Genomic DNA, 15,403 nt, shown 5'->3' on the forward strand with positions numbered 1-15,403 from the left:
CGTGGTCGCCGCCGCGGGCGCGGTGGGGGTCACCCTGCTCGCCGACCCCGCTCCGGTCTGGGCCAACCCCACGCGACCGGTCGCCGACGACCTCGACGTCTACGTCCTCGTCACCGACGGGATGCGGCCCGACGAACTCAACCCCGTGCAGGCCCCCACCCTGCACCGGTGGGCCTCGGAGGGGACCAGGTTCACCGACGCGTCGTCGGTGATGATCGCCGAGACGCTCCCCAACCACGCGGCGATGGTCACCGGCGTCCTCCCCGAGCGCAACGGGGTTCCCGCCAACTCGATCTGGGACCACGCCGCCGGAACCGACCGGACGCTCGACCGGCCCGACGATCTCCGCGCGCCCACCGTGCTCGACCGGATCCGCACCGAGGCGGGCCTGACCACAGCGAGTGTCCTGAGCAAGGACTACCTCCACGGACTGTTCGGCGGGCGCGCGAGCGTCCAGTGGGCGCCGTTCCCGCTCGTGCCCATCACCGACCACTCCCTCGACTGGTTCACCATCGAGGCCCTCAAGCAGACCATCACCGACCACGCCCCCCGGATGACCTTCGTCAACCTCGGCGACATGGACCGCTTCGGACACATGGACCTGTCCGGGACCTCACTCCGCCTGGCGCGCAACCAGGCGGTCGCCAACTCCGACCACAAGCTCTGGGACCTCGAGCAGTTCCTCCGCTCGACCGGCCGCTGGGAGCGCTCGGTGGTCATCGTCCTGGCCGATCACGGGATGGACTGGTCGGAGCCGCTGAGACTGATCAGCGCGGCCGGTGCGATCGAGGCGGACGCCGCGATCCGTGGGCGCTTCGGGATCGCCCAGAACGGCGGGGCGGACACGTTCGCCTACCTCGGTCCCGCTCACGAGCGCGACGCCTCGCTGCGGCGACTGCGTGAGGTCGTGGGCGCGCTGCCGGGGGTCAACCGACTCTACGATCCGGCCGAGCTCTCGCTGGGTCGACTCGGCGGTGACCTGGTGGCCACGTGCCATCCCGGATGGCGCTTCTCCGACCCCACCCCGTTCTCCAACCCGATCCCCGGCAACCACGGGCACGAGGTCACCCTGGGAATCCCGTTCTTCGTCGGTGGCGGGCACCGGATCGTGCGTCGGGGCGGCACCGTCGACCGCCCGGTCCGCACACTCGACGTGGCACCGACCGTCGCCCGGCTGTTCGGCCTGGACCACGCGGGGATGGACGGCCGCCCGGCGCTCGAGGCGTTCCACCTCTGAGGCCGAGGCGGCTACTCGGCTGACGCCGGTTCCGCCTGCGTCCCCTGACCGCGGGTCACGGGTCTGGCGTCGATCCCCGACTCGGTGCGCTGCTGCGTGGTGATCGGCGCGGGAGCGTCGGTGAGCGGGTCGACACCGCCGCCGGACTTGGGGAAGGCGATGACGTCGCGAATGGAGTCGGTGCGGGCCAGCAGCGCACAGATGCGGTCCCAGCCGAACGCGATGCCGCCGTGCGGCGGCGCGCCGTAGGAGAAGGCGTCGAGCAGGAAGCCGAACTTCTCCTGCGCCTCCTCCTGCGAGATGCCCATGACGCCGAACACCCGCTCCTGGACGTCCTTGCGATGGATGCGGATGGACCCGCCGCCGATCTCGTTGCCGTTGCACACGATGTCGTAGGCGTACGCCAGGGCCGATCCCGGGTCGGTGTCGAAGGAGTCGAGGTGCTCCGGCTTGGGCGAGGTGAACGCGTGGTGCACGGCCGTCCACGCCCCGGAGCCCACCGCCACGTCCCCGGCGGCCGTGGCCTCGTCGGCGGGCTCGAACATCGGGGCGTCGACCACCCAGGTGAACGCCCACGCCTCCGGGTCGATGAGCCCGAGCTTGTCCGCGATCTCACCACGGGCCGCACCGAGGAGCGCACGGGTGGACTTGACCCCCCCGGCGCCGAAGAAGATGCAGTCGCCCGGCTCAGCGCCGACGTGCGCGGCGATCCCGGTGCGCTCGGTGTCGGACAGGTTCTTGGCGACCGGACCGCCCAGCTCGCCGTCCTGTCCGACGAGGATGTAGGCCAGTCCCTTGGCTCCGCGCTGCTTGGCCCACTCCTGCCAGGCGTCGAGCTGACGCCGGGGCTGAGACGCCCCGCCCTTCATGACCACCGCGCCGACGTAGGGGGCCTTGAAGACCCGGAACGGGGTCTCGGCGAAGAACTCGGTGCACTCGACCAGCTCGATGTCGAAGCGCAGATCCGGCTTGTCCGAACCGAAGCGACGCATCGCCTCGTCGTAGGTCATGCGCGGGATGGGGGTCGAGATCCGGTACCCGGCGGTGGCCCACACCTCGGTGAGGATCTCCTCCGCGATCGCGATCACGTCGTCCTGGTCGACGAAGCTCATCTCCACGTCCAGCTGCGTGAACTCCGGCTGCCGGTCCGCACGGAAATCCTCGTCCCGGTAGCAACGGGCGATCTGGTAGTACTTCTCCATCCCGGCCACCATGAGGAGCTGCTTGAACAGCTGGGGAGACTGCGGGAGCGCGTAGAAGGTGCCCGGCTGGAGGCGCGCGGGGACGAGGAAGTCGCGCGCGCCCTCGGGGGTCGACCGGGTCAGGGTCGGGGTCTCGATCTCCACGAAATCATGGCGGGCCATGACGCCCCGGGCGGCCGAGTTGACCTTCGACCGCAGTCGCAGTGCGGCCCCCGGCCCCTCGCGACGGAGGTCGAGGTACCGGTGGCGAAGGCGTGCCTCCTCGCCCACCTCGTCGTCGAGCTGGAACGGCAGCGCCGCGGCCTCACCGAGCACCTCGAACGAGACCACGTCGACCTCGACCTCCCCGGAGGCGAGGTTCGGGTTCTCCGACCCCTCGGGGCGGCGGTCCACGACGCCGGTGACGGAGACGCAGAACTCGTTCCGCAGACGATGCGCACGCTCCGCGATCTCCTCGGAGCGGAACACCACCTGACACACACCGGTGGAGTCCCGGAGATCGACGAAGATGACCCCGCCGTGATCCCGGCGACGCGCGACCCAGCCGGCCAGGGTGACGGTGTCCCCGGCGTCGGCGGCTCGGAGCTGGCCGGCGGAATGGGTGCGCAGCACTGCGGTGGTCCTCTCGTCGGAAAAGCGGGGTGGTCGGCGAACGGCGATCGGACCCACCGCGGCTCGTGCGGTCGGCCCCGGGTTCGGACGACGCACAGTCTACGTCCACCCGTCGTTGTTCCCGGTGTCGGCTGCGGCCGGCACTTCCTGCCCAATACAGTGACCTCGACGACGCGGTGGTTCAGCATGCCCGGGTGGACCGGCGGCCCCGTGGACGAGAGGGCGGCCGACATGACGTTCCGGCAGGGCGGGAGCCTGGACACCAGCGGGGTCTCCGGCGGGGGCCGCGGTGGTCGAGGGGGTCGCCGGGGGGTGGCGGTCGGCGGAGGGGTCGGCGGCCTCGCCGTCGTCCTGGTCGCACTGTTCCTCGGGGTCGACCCGGGACTACTCGGCCTCGACCAGGGCGACAGCGGCCGGGGACAGACCTCCGACTCGGCGCAGCGGTTCCAGGCCCACATCGACCAGTGCGACCTCGACCAGGCCAACACGGACACGATCTGCCGGATCGTCGCCACGACGGAGAGCCTCGAGGACGTCTGGAACACCCAACTCCCCGACCAGGCCGGGATGCGGTGGGACCAACCGCACACCACCATCTTCACCGGCGACGTCGACACCGCGTGCGGCGCGGCCTCCTCCGACGTCGGGCCCTTCTACTGTCCGGCCGACCAGGACGTCTACATCGACCCGGTCTTCTTCGACGAGGTCCTGGTCGGTCGGCTCGGAGGCTCGCCCGCCGGCGCGGCCCAGATGTACGTCGTCGCGCACGAGTTCGGGCATCACCTGCAGACGATGCTCGGTGACATCCGCCGCTCCCAGCAGGATCCGCAGGGCGCCTCCTCGGGTGCGGTCCGGGTCGAGCTCCAGGCCGACTGCTATGCCGGGCTGTGGGCCCACTACGCCACCTCGACCCCCGCCCCCGACGGCGGGGAGCCGCTGCTGGAGAGCCTGACCCCGCGTGACGTGGACGCGATCATCCAGACCGCCGAGGCGATCGGCGACGACCACATCCAGAAGGCCGGCGGTGCCCGCGTCGACCCGGGTTCGTGGACCCACGGCTCGTCCGAGATGCGACGGCAGTGGTTCCTGATCGGCTACGAGCAGGGCTCGATGCAGGCATGCGACACCTTCAGCGCGCGGTTGTAGCGCGTCAGGGGGTGACGAGCCCGGAGACGTGGGAGACCACGGAGTCCAGCGGGACCGGGGACTGCTCACCCGTGGCCATCGTCTTGACCACCACGGTTCCCGACGCCAGCTCGTTCTCGCCCACGACGAGGGTGACGGCGGCCCCCGACCGGTCGGCGGCCTTGAACGCGCCCTTCATACCGCGGTCGCCGTAGGCCATGTCCGCGCGCAGACCGGCGCGACGGAACTCGGCCAGCACGGGCACCAGCGCGGCCCTGGCCGGCGCGCCGAGAGCGACGCCGTACACGTCCACCCGGCCGCCGGAGGCGTGGTCGATCCCCTCCGCCTGCAGCGCGAGCATCGTGCGGTCGACGCCGATACCGAACCCGATTCCGGACAGAGCCTGGCCCCCGAGTTGCTCCATCAGTCCGTCGTAACGACCACCGCCGCCGATCCCGGACTGGGCGCCGAGGCCGTCGTGGACGAACTCGAACGTGGTCTTGGTGTAGTAGTCCAGGCCTCGGACCATCCGGGGATTGACCTCGTAGGCCACGCCGAGGGCGTCGAGGTGTGACCTGACTTCGGCGAAGTGCGCGGCGCTCTCCTCGGACAGGTGGTCGATCATCAGCGGGGCGCCCGAGAGCTGCGCGCGGACCTCCGGGCGCTTGTCGTCGAGGACGCGCAGCGGGTTGACCCGTGCGCGTTCCCGCGTGGCCTCGTCGAGGTCCAACCCGGCGAGGAACGCCTGCAGCCGTTCCCGGTAGGCGGGCCGGCATGAGTCGTCCCCGAGCGAGGTGAGCTCCAGCCGGAACCCGGTCAACCCGAGGGACCGGAAGGCCTCGTCCGCCACCGCGATCACCTCGGCGTCGAGGGCGGGGTCGTCGATCCCGATCGCCTCGATACCGACCTGCTGCAACTGCCGGTACCGGCCGGCCTGGGGACGCTCGTAGCGGAAGAACGGGCCGGCGTAGCAGAGCTTGACGGGCAGCTGACCGCGGTCCAGGCCGTTCTCGATGACCGAACGCATCACGCCGGCGGTCCCCTCGGGCCGGAGGGTGACGCTCCGTCCGCCACGGTCTTCGAACGAGTACATCTCCTTGGAGACGACGTCGGTGGACTCCCCCACCCCACGGGCGAACAACGCCGTGTCCTCGAAGATCGGCAGCTCGATGTGCCCGTAGCCCGCCCGCCGGGCGGCGGTGGTGATCGCATCCCGGACCGCGACGAACGCGGCGGAGGTCGGGGGGACGTAGTCGGGCACCCCCTTCGGTGCCTTGAGCGCGGTTTTCTTCTGGGTGCCGGTCACGTGTGGTGGGTCCTTGCGTCTCTCGGTGGGTGGTTCGGGGAGGGGGTTCTAGAGGTCACGCAGGAACGGGTTGGACCGCCGTTCCCGGCCGACGGTGGTCGAGGGTCCGTGCCCGGGGAGCACCACCGCGTCGTCGTCCAGCGTGAGGAACTTCTTGGCGATCGACTGCATGAGCACATCGGTGTCGCCCGCGGGCAGGTCGGTACGGCCGACCCCGTCCTGGAACAGCACATCGCCCCCGAGCACGACCGTTCGCCGGCCCTCCTCGGTGTCGACGACGATTCGGAAGGACACCGACCCCGGGCTGTGTCCGGGCACGTGGTCCACGTCGAAGGTCATCGCCCCGAAGCGCAGCGTGTCACCGTCGAAGACCTCGATGACCTCCGCCGGCTCCGTGAAGGTGATGTCCTTGAGCATCGCGGACAGATCGAGCGACAGCCCCTGACCCGGATCCGAGAGCATGACACGGTCCTCCGGGTGGATGTACGCCGGCACGCCGTAGTGGTCCGCGACCTGCTGGGCGTTCCAGATGTGGTCCAGGTGGCCGTGGGTCAGCAGTACCGCCCGGGGCTTCAAGCCCGCCTCGGAGACCTGCCTGCGCACCTGGTCCTCGGCGTCCTGGCCCGGGTCGACGATCACGCAGTCCCCCGCGGCGTCGGACACGATGTAGCAGTTGGTCTGGAACATCCCGGCTGGGAACCCGATGATCTGCACGTCCTGTACTCCTTTTCTCGATCGCCCACGACGTCCGTCGCGAACTGCCGGTCCGACTGGGCGGTACACCGGAGTGGTGTTCAGCCGTCTCGGCCCGACCTGGTAGACAAGACCCCTGGGCTGGAGCGCTGTGGTCTGCTCTGTGAGTCCCCACCGCGGCGTCAGCCGACTGTTCCAGCCTAGTCCAGGTACCCAGGAGGGTCAGTGTCCACCAACCAGGAACGCCGAGCAGAGGCGCGTCAACGCCTGCGCGAGCAGATGGAGGCGCAGGCCCGCCGTGAGAAGCAACTCAAGATCGTCGCGGCGTCGGTCGTCGTCGCGGTCCTGCTGGGGATCGTCGGGGTGGTCGCATGGATCAACTACGACCGCAAGCGCGCGGAGGAATACGCCGCCAACTGGCTGACCTGCGAGTACCCCACCGACACCGAGACCCCCGAGCCGCTCGACCCCGCGGAGTTCGAGGATCAGGGCGCCGAGGTGGTGGCGGAGGTCGAGGAGTTCAACGCGCAGGTCGAGACCGTCAACGACACCAAGCGTGACGCCGAGCCGCCGTCGGGCGACCAGGCCAGGCAGGGCCTGGCGGAGATCACCATCACCACCGACCGCGGTGAGATCCCGATCACGCTCGATCGGTCCGGCGCCCCCTGCAATGTCGCCAGCTTCGTCCACCTGGCCGAGCAGCGGTACTTCGACGACACCGAGTGCCACCGCCTGACCGTCTCGGAGGAGGAGCCCGGTCTGTCGGTCCTCCAGTGCGGTGACCCCACGGGGACCGGCCTGTCCGGTCCCGGCTACTCCGTGGTCGACGAGCCGCCCGCCGCGGATACCCTCGAGCTCGCCGACGACGGTTCGGGCGCCGCCATCTACCCCCGTGGCACCGTCGCCATGGCCAAGTCGCAGGCCCCCGACAGCGCCGGGAGCCAGTTCTTCCTGGTGTACGAGGACTCCGCACTCCCGCCGGAGTACACCGTCATGGGAACGGTCGGGGACTCGGGCCTCGAGGTCCTCGACGACATCGCCGAGACCGGTGTGAGGAGCGATGACCCGACCGACCGGGACAACCAGGTCCCGCGGCGCCCCGTCACGATCGAGACCGTGGTCGTCGACGCCCAGTCGGGGCTCCCCGAGAGGTGAGGCCCGGGGGCCGGGACATCCGGCTCAGTTCGACGTCATCCGGTTGACGTCGAAGACCCCCTCGACACCTCGGACCGTCTGCAGGACGTGTCCGAGGTGTTTGGGGTCGGCCATCTCGAAGGTGAACCGCGAGATCGCCACCCGATCGTCCCCCGCCGTCTGGACGGACGCGGACAGGATGTTGACCTTCTCGTCCGCCAGCACCTTGGTCACGTCCGACAGGAGCCGGTGTCTGTCGAGCGCCTCCACCTGGATCGCCACCAGGAACACCGCACCCGGCTGGGGTGCCCATTCGACCTTGACCAGGCGCTCGGGCTCGCGGTGCAGGTCGGAGGCGTTGGTGCAGTCGGTGCGGTGGACGCTCACCGTGCCGCCGCGGGTGATGAACCCGAGGACCTCGTCGCCGGGCACCGGCATGCAGCAGCGGGCGAGTTTGGCGTGCACGTCCTTGACCCCGCCCACGAGGATCCCGGGACCCGCCGGCGCGGGCCGGTTCGAGGTGATGTTCTTGTCCCGCGAGCGGTCCGCCAGCTCCTCGGTGACCTCGTCGGCCCCCCCGTGGGCGGCGACGAGCCGACCCACGATCTGCTTGGCGGAGACGTGGTTCTCCCCGATCGCCGTGTAGAGCGCGGTGACGTCGGCGAACCCCAGCTCCCGTGCGACACCGGCGAGTGACTCGTTGGAGAAGACCCGGTGGACGGGTACCCCCCCGCGCCGTACCTCCCGGGTGATGAGGTCCTTTCCGCGTTCGAGAGCCTCCTCGCGCCGCTCCTTGGCGAACCACTGGCGGATCGAACTCTTGGCCCTGCCGGACACGACGAACTTCTGCCAGTCCAGGCTGGGGCCCGCGTTGGGGTCCTTGGAGGTGAAGACCTCGACGACCTCGCCGTTCTCCAGCGGCTTCTCGAGCGCCACGAGCTTGCCGTTGACGCGCGCGCCGATGCACCGGTGGCCGACCTCCGTGTGGACGGCGTAGGCGAAGTCCACGGGGGTCGCGCCGACGGGCAGGTTGATCACGTCGCCCTTCGGCGTGAAGACGAAGATCTCCTTGCTGGTCATCTCGAACCGCAGGGAGTCGAGGAACTCGCCCGGGTCGGCGGCTTCACGCTGCCAGCTCAGCAGTTGGCGCATCCACGCCATCTCGTCCACCTCGGCGGGGTCTCCGTGGTGCTTGCCGCGGGTCTCCTTGTACCGCCAGTGCGCCGCGATCCCGTACTCGGCGTTGCGGTGCATCTCGTGGGTCCGGATCTGGATCTCCAACGGCTTGCCGTCGGGCCCGATCACGGTGGTGTGGAGCGAGCGGTAGACGCCGAACCTCGGCTGCGCGATGTAGTCCTTGAACCTCCCCGGCATGGGCTTCCACGTGGAGTGCACCACGCCGATCGCGGCGTAACAGTCCCGCACGTCCTCGCACAGCACGCGGATGCCCACCAGGTCGTGGATCTCGTCGAACTCGCGTCCCCGGACGATCATCTTCTGGTAGATCGACCAGTAGTGCTTGGGGCGGCCCTCGACCCGGGCCTGGATGTGGGCGTTCTCCAGCTCGGCCCTGACCCGGTTGATCACCGTGCCCAGGTACACGTCCCGACTGGGCGCCCGGTCGGCGACCAGTCGCACGATTTCCTGGTACTTCTTGGGTTCCAGGATCGCGAAGGCGAGGTCCTCGAGCTCCCACTTCACGGTGGCCATGCCGAGGCGGTGGGCCAACGGCGCGATCACCTCGAGCGTCTCGCGAGCCTTCTTGACCTGCTTCTCCGGAGGGAGGAAGCGCATGGTCCGCATGTTGTGCAGGCGGTCGGCGACCTTGATCACCAGGACCCGCGGGTCATGCGCCATCGCGATGATCATCTTGCGGATCGTCTCCGCCTCGGCCGCCTCGCCGAAGTCGACCTTGTCCAGCTTGGTGACCCCGTTGACCAGATGGGCGACCTCGTCCCCGAAATCCGAGGCGAGGGACTCGAGGGAGTAGTCGGTGTCCTCCACGGTGTCGTGCAGCAGCGCCGCCACGAGGGTGGTGGTGTCCATGCCCATCTCGGCGCAGATGGTCGCGACCGCCAGCGGATGGGTGATGTAGGGGTCGCCCGACTTGCGGAACACACCCTCGTGTTGGCGTTCGGCGAGTGCATAGGCGCGTGCCAGCAGCGCCACGTCGGCCTTGGCGTGGTGGATCCGGTGTACACGGACGAGGGGCTCGAGAACGGCGGGCGTGGACGTCACCGTCAACCCGGAGGTGAGGCGTCGCGCCCACCTGGCCCGGACGCGTCTGCCGGCGGAGGGCCGCGCACCCGGGATCACGGGCAGGGGCTGCGTGTTGGGTTGGGGCTGCTCCGCGGGCACGGGCTGCGGGCCGGCGCCGACGTTCGCGGCGGGATCCTGGCGATTGGTCATGCCGGCTCCTCCCTCCGGGTCCGATCCGTCGACGACGGGCGGTGGTCACGCGACCGTGAGGCAGGTCAGCGGTGTGCCGGCCAGTCTATCCCTACCCCCGAGACCGGGGACCTCGAGCACCACGGACAGCCCCGCCACCACCGCGCCGCAGTCATCGAGCAGACCGACGGCCGCGCCGAGGGTGCCTCCCGTGGCCAGGACGTCGTCCACCACGAGCACCCGCTTCCCGCGGAGGTCGAGGCCGTCGGCGGGGAGCTCCAACGTTGCCGCCCCGTACTCGAGTTCGTACGAGCGTGAGTGCACGGGCGGTGGGAGCTTTCCGGCCTTGCGGATGGCCAGCACCCCGGTGTGCAGCCGCACCGCGACCGCGCCGGCGAGCAGGAAGCCCCGGGCGTCCAACCCGGCCACGTAGTCCACCGAGCCGATCTCGTGGCCCGCGACGAGCCCGGCCACCACGGCGTCGAATCCCTCGGGATCGGCCAGGACCGGTGTGAGGTCGCAGAACTGGACCCCGGCCGCCGGGAAGTCCTCGACCCTGCGCATCAGTCTCTCGACGGCGGTGACGATGGCCGGCGACACCTCTGCAGCGGCGGGGTCCGTCATGCGGTGGCCCCGACCTTCTCCCGGCGGGCCAGGACCTTGGCGGTCTGGCGCTTCGTGGCGGGGTCGCGTTCCTTCAGGAGTACCAGCAGCGGAGTCGCGAGGAAGATCGACGAGAACGTCCCCGTGATGATCCCGACCACCTGGACGATGGCCAGGTCCAGCAGCGTGCCCACCCCGAGGATCCACACCGCGATCACGAGTAGGGCCAGCAGCGGCAGGATGCCGATGATGGTGGTGTGGATTGATCGCATGAGCGTCTGGTTGACGGCCAGGTTGGCCTCCTCCGCATAGGTGCTGCTGGAGGAGTGTTTGGCTCCGCGGGTGTTCTCCTCCACCTTGTCGAACACGATGACCGTGTCGTAGAGGGAGAAACCGAGGATGGTGAGCAGGCCGATGATCGTCGCGGGTGAGACCTCGAATCCCAGGAGCGAGTAGATCCCCGCAGTGGTGATGACGTCGAAGAACAGCGCGACCACGCCGGCGACCGACATGCGCCACTCGAAGCGCAGCGCCATGTAACCGAAGACGATCACGATGAACACCGCGAGGGCGATGATCGCCTTCTCGGTGACCTGCCCGCCCCAGCTCTCGCTTCGTGCCGAATCCCCGATCGCCTCGATCGAGACCTCGCCACTCGCCGCGACGGGCTGGAACTCCTCGAGGAGTGCGAGCTTGGTCGCGTAGATCTCGTCACTGGTGAGGAATCCGGTCTCCACCTCGACGATGCGCGCGGCCCCGGCACCGACGACCTGGACCGTCTGGGGCTCCTGACCGATCGTCTCCTCGACGACGACCGCCACCCGGTCCTTGTCCGCATTCCCCGCCGGCATCGTCAACTTGGTACCGCCGGTGAAGTCGATCCCGAAGGTGAACCCTCGGAAGATGATGCTCGCCAGGCAGATCGCGACGATGACGCCGGTGAGGACGAAGTACAGTCGGCGCTTCTGGACGATGGGGAACGCGCCGGTGCCGGTGTAGAGGCGGTTGAACAGACTCTCCGGCTGGTCGGGTCCAGTGGTGTCAGTGGTGTCGATCGTTCCCGGGGCGCTCATCGGCCCTCCTCCTCGGAGTCGTCGCGGCGCGGCAGGATCATCGACACGCCCGGGGTTGCCGGCCCCGGTTCCGAGGGCGGCCCGTCCGGACCGCGCACCGTCGCCGACACGCCTCGGGTCCCGCCGGACTCCGAATCTGGTCCGTCCTTCTCGGCTTCCTGCTCGAGGCGGCGGCGCTCGGCGGAGTCGACCCGCAGGGCCTCCATCCGCCCGAGGCCGTTGGCCCATGGCTTGGTGAACAACGGCTTCGTGGAGGCCAGGTAGACCAGCGGCCACAGCACGGTGAAGGCCACGAGGACGTCCATGACGGTGCTCAGTGCCAGGGTGAAGGCGAAACCGCGCACCTCACCGGTGGCCAGGAGGTACAGCACCACTGCGCCGATCAGACTCACCACGTTGCCGGTGATGATGGTGCGACTGGCGCTCTTCCACGCCCTGGGTACCGAGGATCTGAACCGGTGTCCGTCGCGGAGTTCGTCCTTGATCCTCTCGAAGAAGACGACGTAGGAGTCCGCGGTCATACCGATACCGATGATCAGGCCCGCCACACCGGCCAGGTCGAGGCTGTAGTCCACCGTGTACCCGAGGAACACGAGCATCACGTAGGTGATCAGGAAAGAGATGGCCAGGGAGAGGAACGCGATCACGCCGAGCAGCCGGTAGTACAGGACCGTGTACAGCAGCACCAGCAGGAAACCGATCGCGCCGGCGAGCAGACCGGCCTCGAGGGAGGCCAGGCCCAACGAGGCGGGCACGTTGTCGACGTTCGGGTCCTCGAAGGAGATCGGCAGGGCCCCGTATCGGAGGTTCGCGGCGAGCGCCGCGGCCTCGTCCATTGTGAACTGGCCCGAAATCGACGTTGTACCTCCTACTGGAGTGACTCCCTCGACAACTGGCGCACTTATAACCTGACCGTCAAGAATCATTGCGATTTGCCTGTTGAGGTTCTCTTGAGTCAGACGCGTCCATGTTGCAGATCCCTCTTGCCCGGGCCCAGCAAGGAAGCGAAACGATACTTCATTTCGACCAGATCGCTGATTAATTCCCGATGACACCGAGTCCTTGACGATCTGCTGGCCGTCGAGGCGCTCCCCGTCCTCCGGTTCACCGACAAGCAACGGTACGGGGCCGAGTACGTACTTGGCCCCCTCGCCGCACGCGATCAACGCCTGCGCCTGGTCCTCGAAGCCCGCGGTGATTTCCCTCTCGGGGCACCGGAACTCCGGGAGGCGCTGGGACAGCTCCTGGGGATCGCCCTGACGGACCTCCAGGGCCTCCTCCACCGCGCGGGCGACCGCATCGCGGTCACCGACCGCGGCGTCGACGGGTTCGACGTCCCCCTCGGCGACCGGCTGGACCTCGAGGACGGGGCGGATCGTCAACTGTGAGGTGGTCCCGAGGTCACGGGCCTGGCTCGAGTCCTCGCCGGGAACCGTGAGGACGATGTTGCTTCCCTCAATGACCACCGAGGTCCCGGCCACACCGAGCCCGTCGACGCGATCACGGATGATGTCCTGGGCCAGGCGCAGGTCCTGCTCATCCGGCTGACCGATCGGGATCAACGTGACCCGCGTGCCGCCCTGCAGGTCGATCCCGAGCTTGGGCGTCAGTCCCTTCTCGGCCACGGCGAATGCGGCGAGGAAGAGGACGAAAAACACCAGGGAGAAGACGGATAGCAGAGCCCACGGCCTGGGGCGGGCATCTACGCGTCGAGAACGGACTGGTGACACAGGTGATCTCTCTCGGTCTTCAGCAGAGGCCTCCGGCTGGACGGCCCCATCACACTACTCGCCGGTAGGCGGTCGTCAGGAACCAGCGCCGTCCGTCCCCGCGGCCGACCCGGGGGAGGTACCGGGGTCGAGCTTCTCGCGGATCACCCTGCGGTCCCACTGCGTCCGGACGCCGGGGGCGATCTCCAGGACCAGGCTCTCCTCGGCCACCGACACCACGGTCGCGTGCAGACCCGAGGTGGTGAGCACCTGATCGCCGACCGCGAGGGAGGCCTGCATCTCCTGCAGGTCCTTCATCGCCTTCCGCTGCTTGGAACTCTGGAAGAACATCAGCGCGATGAGCGCCAGGATCATGACGGGCAGCAGTAGTTCCAGTCCCATGCGGCGTCCTCTCGGTTCGGGACCCGTCGAGTCGGGGTCCGAAGGTGTCGGGTCCGGGCGGCGGACCGGTCCCGTTCGAGGATGCCACCTCCGTGGTCACCCGCGCGGGCCGGGTCCCGTCTCGGTCTCGACCGGGAGCATCGGTTCCTCCGGGTCGCGATTCGCGCGGCGCAGCCCCAGGTGCTCCCATGCCGCCGCGGTGGCCACGCGTCCCCGGGGGGTGCGCGCGAGCAACCCCGCACGGACGAGGAACGGTTCGCAGACCTCCTCCAGGGTGCTCGACTCCTCCCCCACGGCCACCGCGAGCGTGCTCAGACCGACGGGCCCGCCCTCGTGCTGGACCAGCAGCGCCCGCAGGACCGCACGGTCGAGCCGGTCCAGGCCCAACTCGTCGACCTCGTAGACGCGGAGTGCCGCGCGCGCGACGGGGACCGTGACCCGCCCGTCCGCCCGGACCTCCGCGTAGTCCCGCACGCGACGGAGCAGGCGGTTGGCTATCCGGGGCGTCCCGCGGGACCGCCCGGCGATCTCCGTCGCCGCCTCCGGCTCCACGGGGATCTCGAGGATCTCGGCCGCCCGGGACACGATTCTCGCCAGGTCCGCGTCCGAGTAGAAGTCCATGTGCGCGGTGAACCCGAACCGATCCCGCAACGGCCCGGTGAGCGCTCCGGACCGCGTGGTGGCCCCGACCAGGGTGAACGGGGCGATCTCGAGGGGAATCGAGGTGGCCCCCGGACCCTTGCCCACCATGATGTCGATCCGGAAGTCCTCCATCGCGAGGTACAGCATCTCCTCCGCCGGGCGCGCGATGCGGTGGATCTCGTCGATGAACAGGACGTCACCCTCGATGAGGTTGGAGAGCATGGCGGCGAGATCCCCCGGCCGCTCGAGAGCGGGCCCGGAGGTGATGCGGAGCGACCCGCCGAGCTCGGCCGCCACGATCATGGCGAGGCTGGTCTTCCCCAGGCCCGGAGGCCCGGAGAACAGCAGGTGGTCCGGGACCACACCACGACGGGTCGCCGCGGTGAGCACCAGCTCGAGCTGCTCGCGGACAGTCTCCTGCCCGATGAACTCACCCAGGTTCCGCGGGCGCAGGGCGCCCTCGACATCGGAGTCGAACGGGGTCGACGCCGCGGACAACTCGGCCTCCGCCCCGTCACCGGCCCCCGGCGTGAACGGCTCCTCGTCCCCGTGCCCGTACGGCCCCGTCATCAGCGCCTACCGAGTGAACGCAACGCCAGCCGCAGGGCCTCCGCCGGGCCGAGGTCCGGATCGGTCGACAGGACGGCGGTCGCGGCCTTCTCCGCCTCCGTGACGGAGAAGCCCAGTCCCTCGAGTGCGCCGGCCACCTCGGTCGCCGCCGGTCCACCCGGCATCCCCGGACCGTCGCCGCCGCCCACGGTGTCGTGCACCGGGCCGACCTTGTCCTTGAGTTCGAGCACCATCCGCTCGGCGGTGCGCTTGCCCACCCCGGGAACCCGCGTGAGCGCCTTGACGTCCTCGGTCCCCAGCGCTCTCACCAGCTGCTCGGGTTCGAGAGTGGCCAGGATGGCCAGAGCCAGACGCGGGCCGACGCCCGAGACCGTCTGGACCGTCGAGAAGAGGCGACGCGCATCGACAGAATCGAAGCCGTAGAGGGTCAGGGAGTCCTCGCGCACCACCAACTCGGTGTGCAGGGTCCCCTCGTCTCCCCGCCGCAGGCCCGCGAGCGCGGCCGGCGTCGCATGGACCAGGACGCCGACACCGCCGGCCTCCACCACGCAGCGGTCCAGACCGATCTCGGCCACCCTCCCCCTGATCGAGGCGATCACCAGCGCACTCCCTTCGTTCGAGCCATCGCCCGTGCCGCTGCCCGGGCGCGTTCCTGATCGGCGGAGCCGGTCCCACCCCGCGCCCGGCCGGCGTCGGCGGCCTCGGTC

General features: G+C 69.6%; 13 protein-coding genes. 3 read left to right on the plus strand and 10 right to left on the minus strand.

The features are described from left to right. The first annotated feature begins 1 nt into the window (after position 1). A complete protein-coding gene (locus G6020_RS01145; protein WP_347238278.1) occupies positions 2-1,237 on the plus strand; it encodes an alkaline phosphatase family protein in 1,236 nt (411 codons plus the stop codon). An 11-nt stretch (positions 1,238-1,248) separates the two neighbouring features. Here G6020_RS01145 and aspS read toward each other — a convergent pair whose 3' ends face one another. Beyond that, on the minus strand, positions 1,249-3,051 hold the full coding sequence (gene aspS / locus G6020_RS01150) for an aspartate--tRNA ligase (protein WP_182609385.1): 1,803 nt from the start codon (positions 3,049-3,051) through the stop codon (positions 1,249-1,251). Between the two features lie 231 nt (positions 3,052-3,282). On the opposite strand from aspS, the gene G6020_RS01155 reads away from it, so the two are divergent. Further along, on the plus strand, positions 3,283-4,197 hold the full coding sequence (locus G6020_RS01155; protein ID WP_182609393.1) for a neutral zinc metallopeptidase: 915 nt from the start codon (positions 3,283-3,285) through the stop codon (positions 4,195-4,197). Positions 4,198-4,201: 4 nt separating this feature from the next. Here the strand turns inward: G6020_RS01155 and hisS are convergent, their stop codons facing one another. Next, a complete protein-coding gene (gene hisS, locus G6020_RS01160; protein WP_182609386.1) occupies positions 4,202-5,482 on the minus strand; it encodes a histidine--tRNA ligase in 1,281 nt (426 codons plus the stop codon). A 48-nt stretch (positions 5,483-5,530) separates the two neighbouring features. Beyond that, positions 5,531-6,196: an MBL fold metallo-hydrolase gene (locus tag G6020_RS01165; RefSeq protein WP_182609387.1), complete on the minus strand. Its 666-nt coding sequence runs from the start codon at positions 6,194-6,196 to the stop codon at positions 5,531-5,533. A gap of 204 nt (positions 6,197-6,400) precedes the next feature. Here G6020_RS01165 and G6020_RS01170 point away from each other — a divergent pair, with 204 nt between their 5' ends. Beyond that, positions 6,401-7,330, plus strand: coding sequence for a peptidylprolyl isomerase (locus G6020_RS01170; RefSeq protein ID WP_182609388.1), 930 nt, complete (start codon positions 6,401-6,403; stop codon positions 7,328-7,330). A 24-nt stretch (positions 7,331-7,354) separates the two neighbouring features. Here G6020_RS01170 and G6020_RS01175 read toward each other — a convergent pair whose 3' ends face one another. From G6020_RS01175 to ruvA, 7 genes are all read right to left on the minus strand, one after another. Further along, the gene (locus tag G6020_RS01175) at positions 7,355-9,718 is read right to left on the minus strand and encodes a bifunctional (p)ppGpp synthetase/guanosine-3',5'-bis(diphosphate) 3'-pyrophosphohydrolase (RefSeq protein WP_182609389.1); all 2,364 of its coding nucleotides are present in this window, start codon (positions 9,716-9,718) and stop codon (positions 7,355-7,357) included. 45 nt (positions 9,719-9,763) lie between these two features. Next, positions 9,764-10,321, minus strand: a complete 558-nt coding sequence (locus tag G6020_RS01180; protein ID WP_182609390.1) for an adenine phosphoribosyltransferase — start codon at positions 10,319-10,321, stop codon at positions 9,764-9,766. Then, on the minus strand, positions 10,318-11,373 hold the full coding sequence (gene secF, locus G6020_RS01185; RefSeq protein WP_182609391.1) for a protein translocase subunit SecF: 1,056 nt from the start codon (positions 11,371-11,373) through the stop codon (positions 10,318-10,320). The genes G6020_RS01180 and secF overlap by 4 nt, the downstream gene beginning before the upstream one ends. Beyond that, positions 11,370-13,031, minus strand: a complete 1,662-nt coding sequence (secD, locus tag G6020_RS01190; protein ID WP_182609392.1) for a protein translocase subunit SecD — start codon at positions 13,029-13,031, stop codon at positions 11,370-11,372. The genes secF and secD overlap by 4 nt, the downstream gene beginning before the upstream one ends. Before the next feature lie 147 nt (positions 13,032-13,178). After that, positions 13,179-13,484, minus strand: a complete 306-nt coding sequence (gene yajC / locus G6020_RS01195; protein ID WP_179525376.1) for a preprotein translocase subunit YajC — start codon at positions 13,482-13,484, stop codon at positions 13,179-13,181. A 96-nt stretch (positions 13,485-13,580) separates the two neighbouring features. Then, a complete protein-coding gene (gene ruvB / locus G6020_RS01200) occupies positions 13,581-14,696 on the minus strand; it encodes a Holliday junction branch migration DNA helicase RuvB (RefSeq protein ID WP_206682188.1) in 1,116 nt (371 codons plus the stop codon). After that, complete coding sequence (gene ruvA / locus G6020_RS01205; RefSeq protein WP_179525377.1) at positions 14,696-15,295, minus strand: Holliday junction branch migration protein RuvA; 600 nt, start codon at positions 15,293-15,295, stop codon at positions 14,696-14,698. Before ruvA ends, ruvB begins: the two co-directional genes overlap by 1 nt. Positions 15,296-15,403 lie beyond the last annotated feature (108 nt).

It is taken from the genome of Dietzia sp. B19, assembly GCF_014145155.1.
GTDB classification, from domain to species: Bacteria; Actinomycetota; Actinomycetes; order Mycobacteriales; family Mycobacteriaceae; genus Dietzia; species Dietzia natronolimnaea.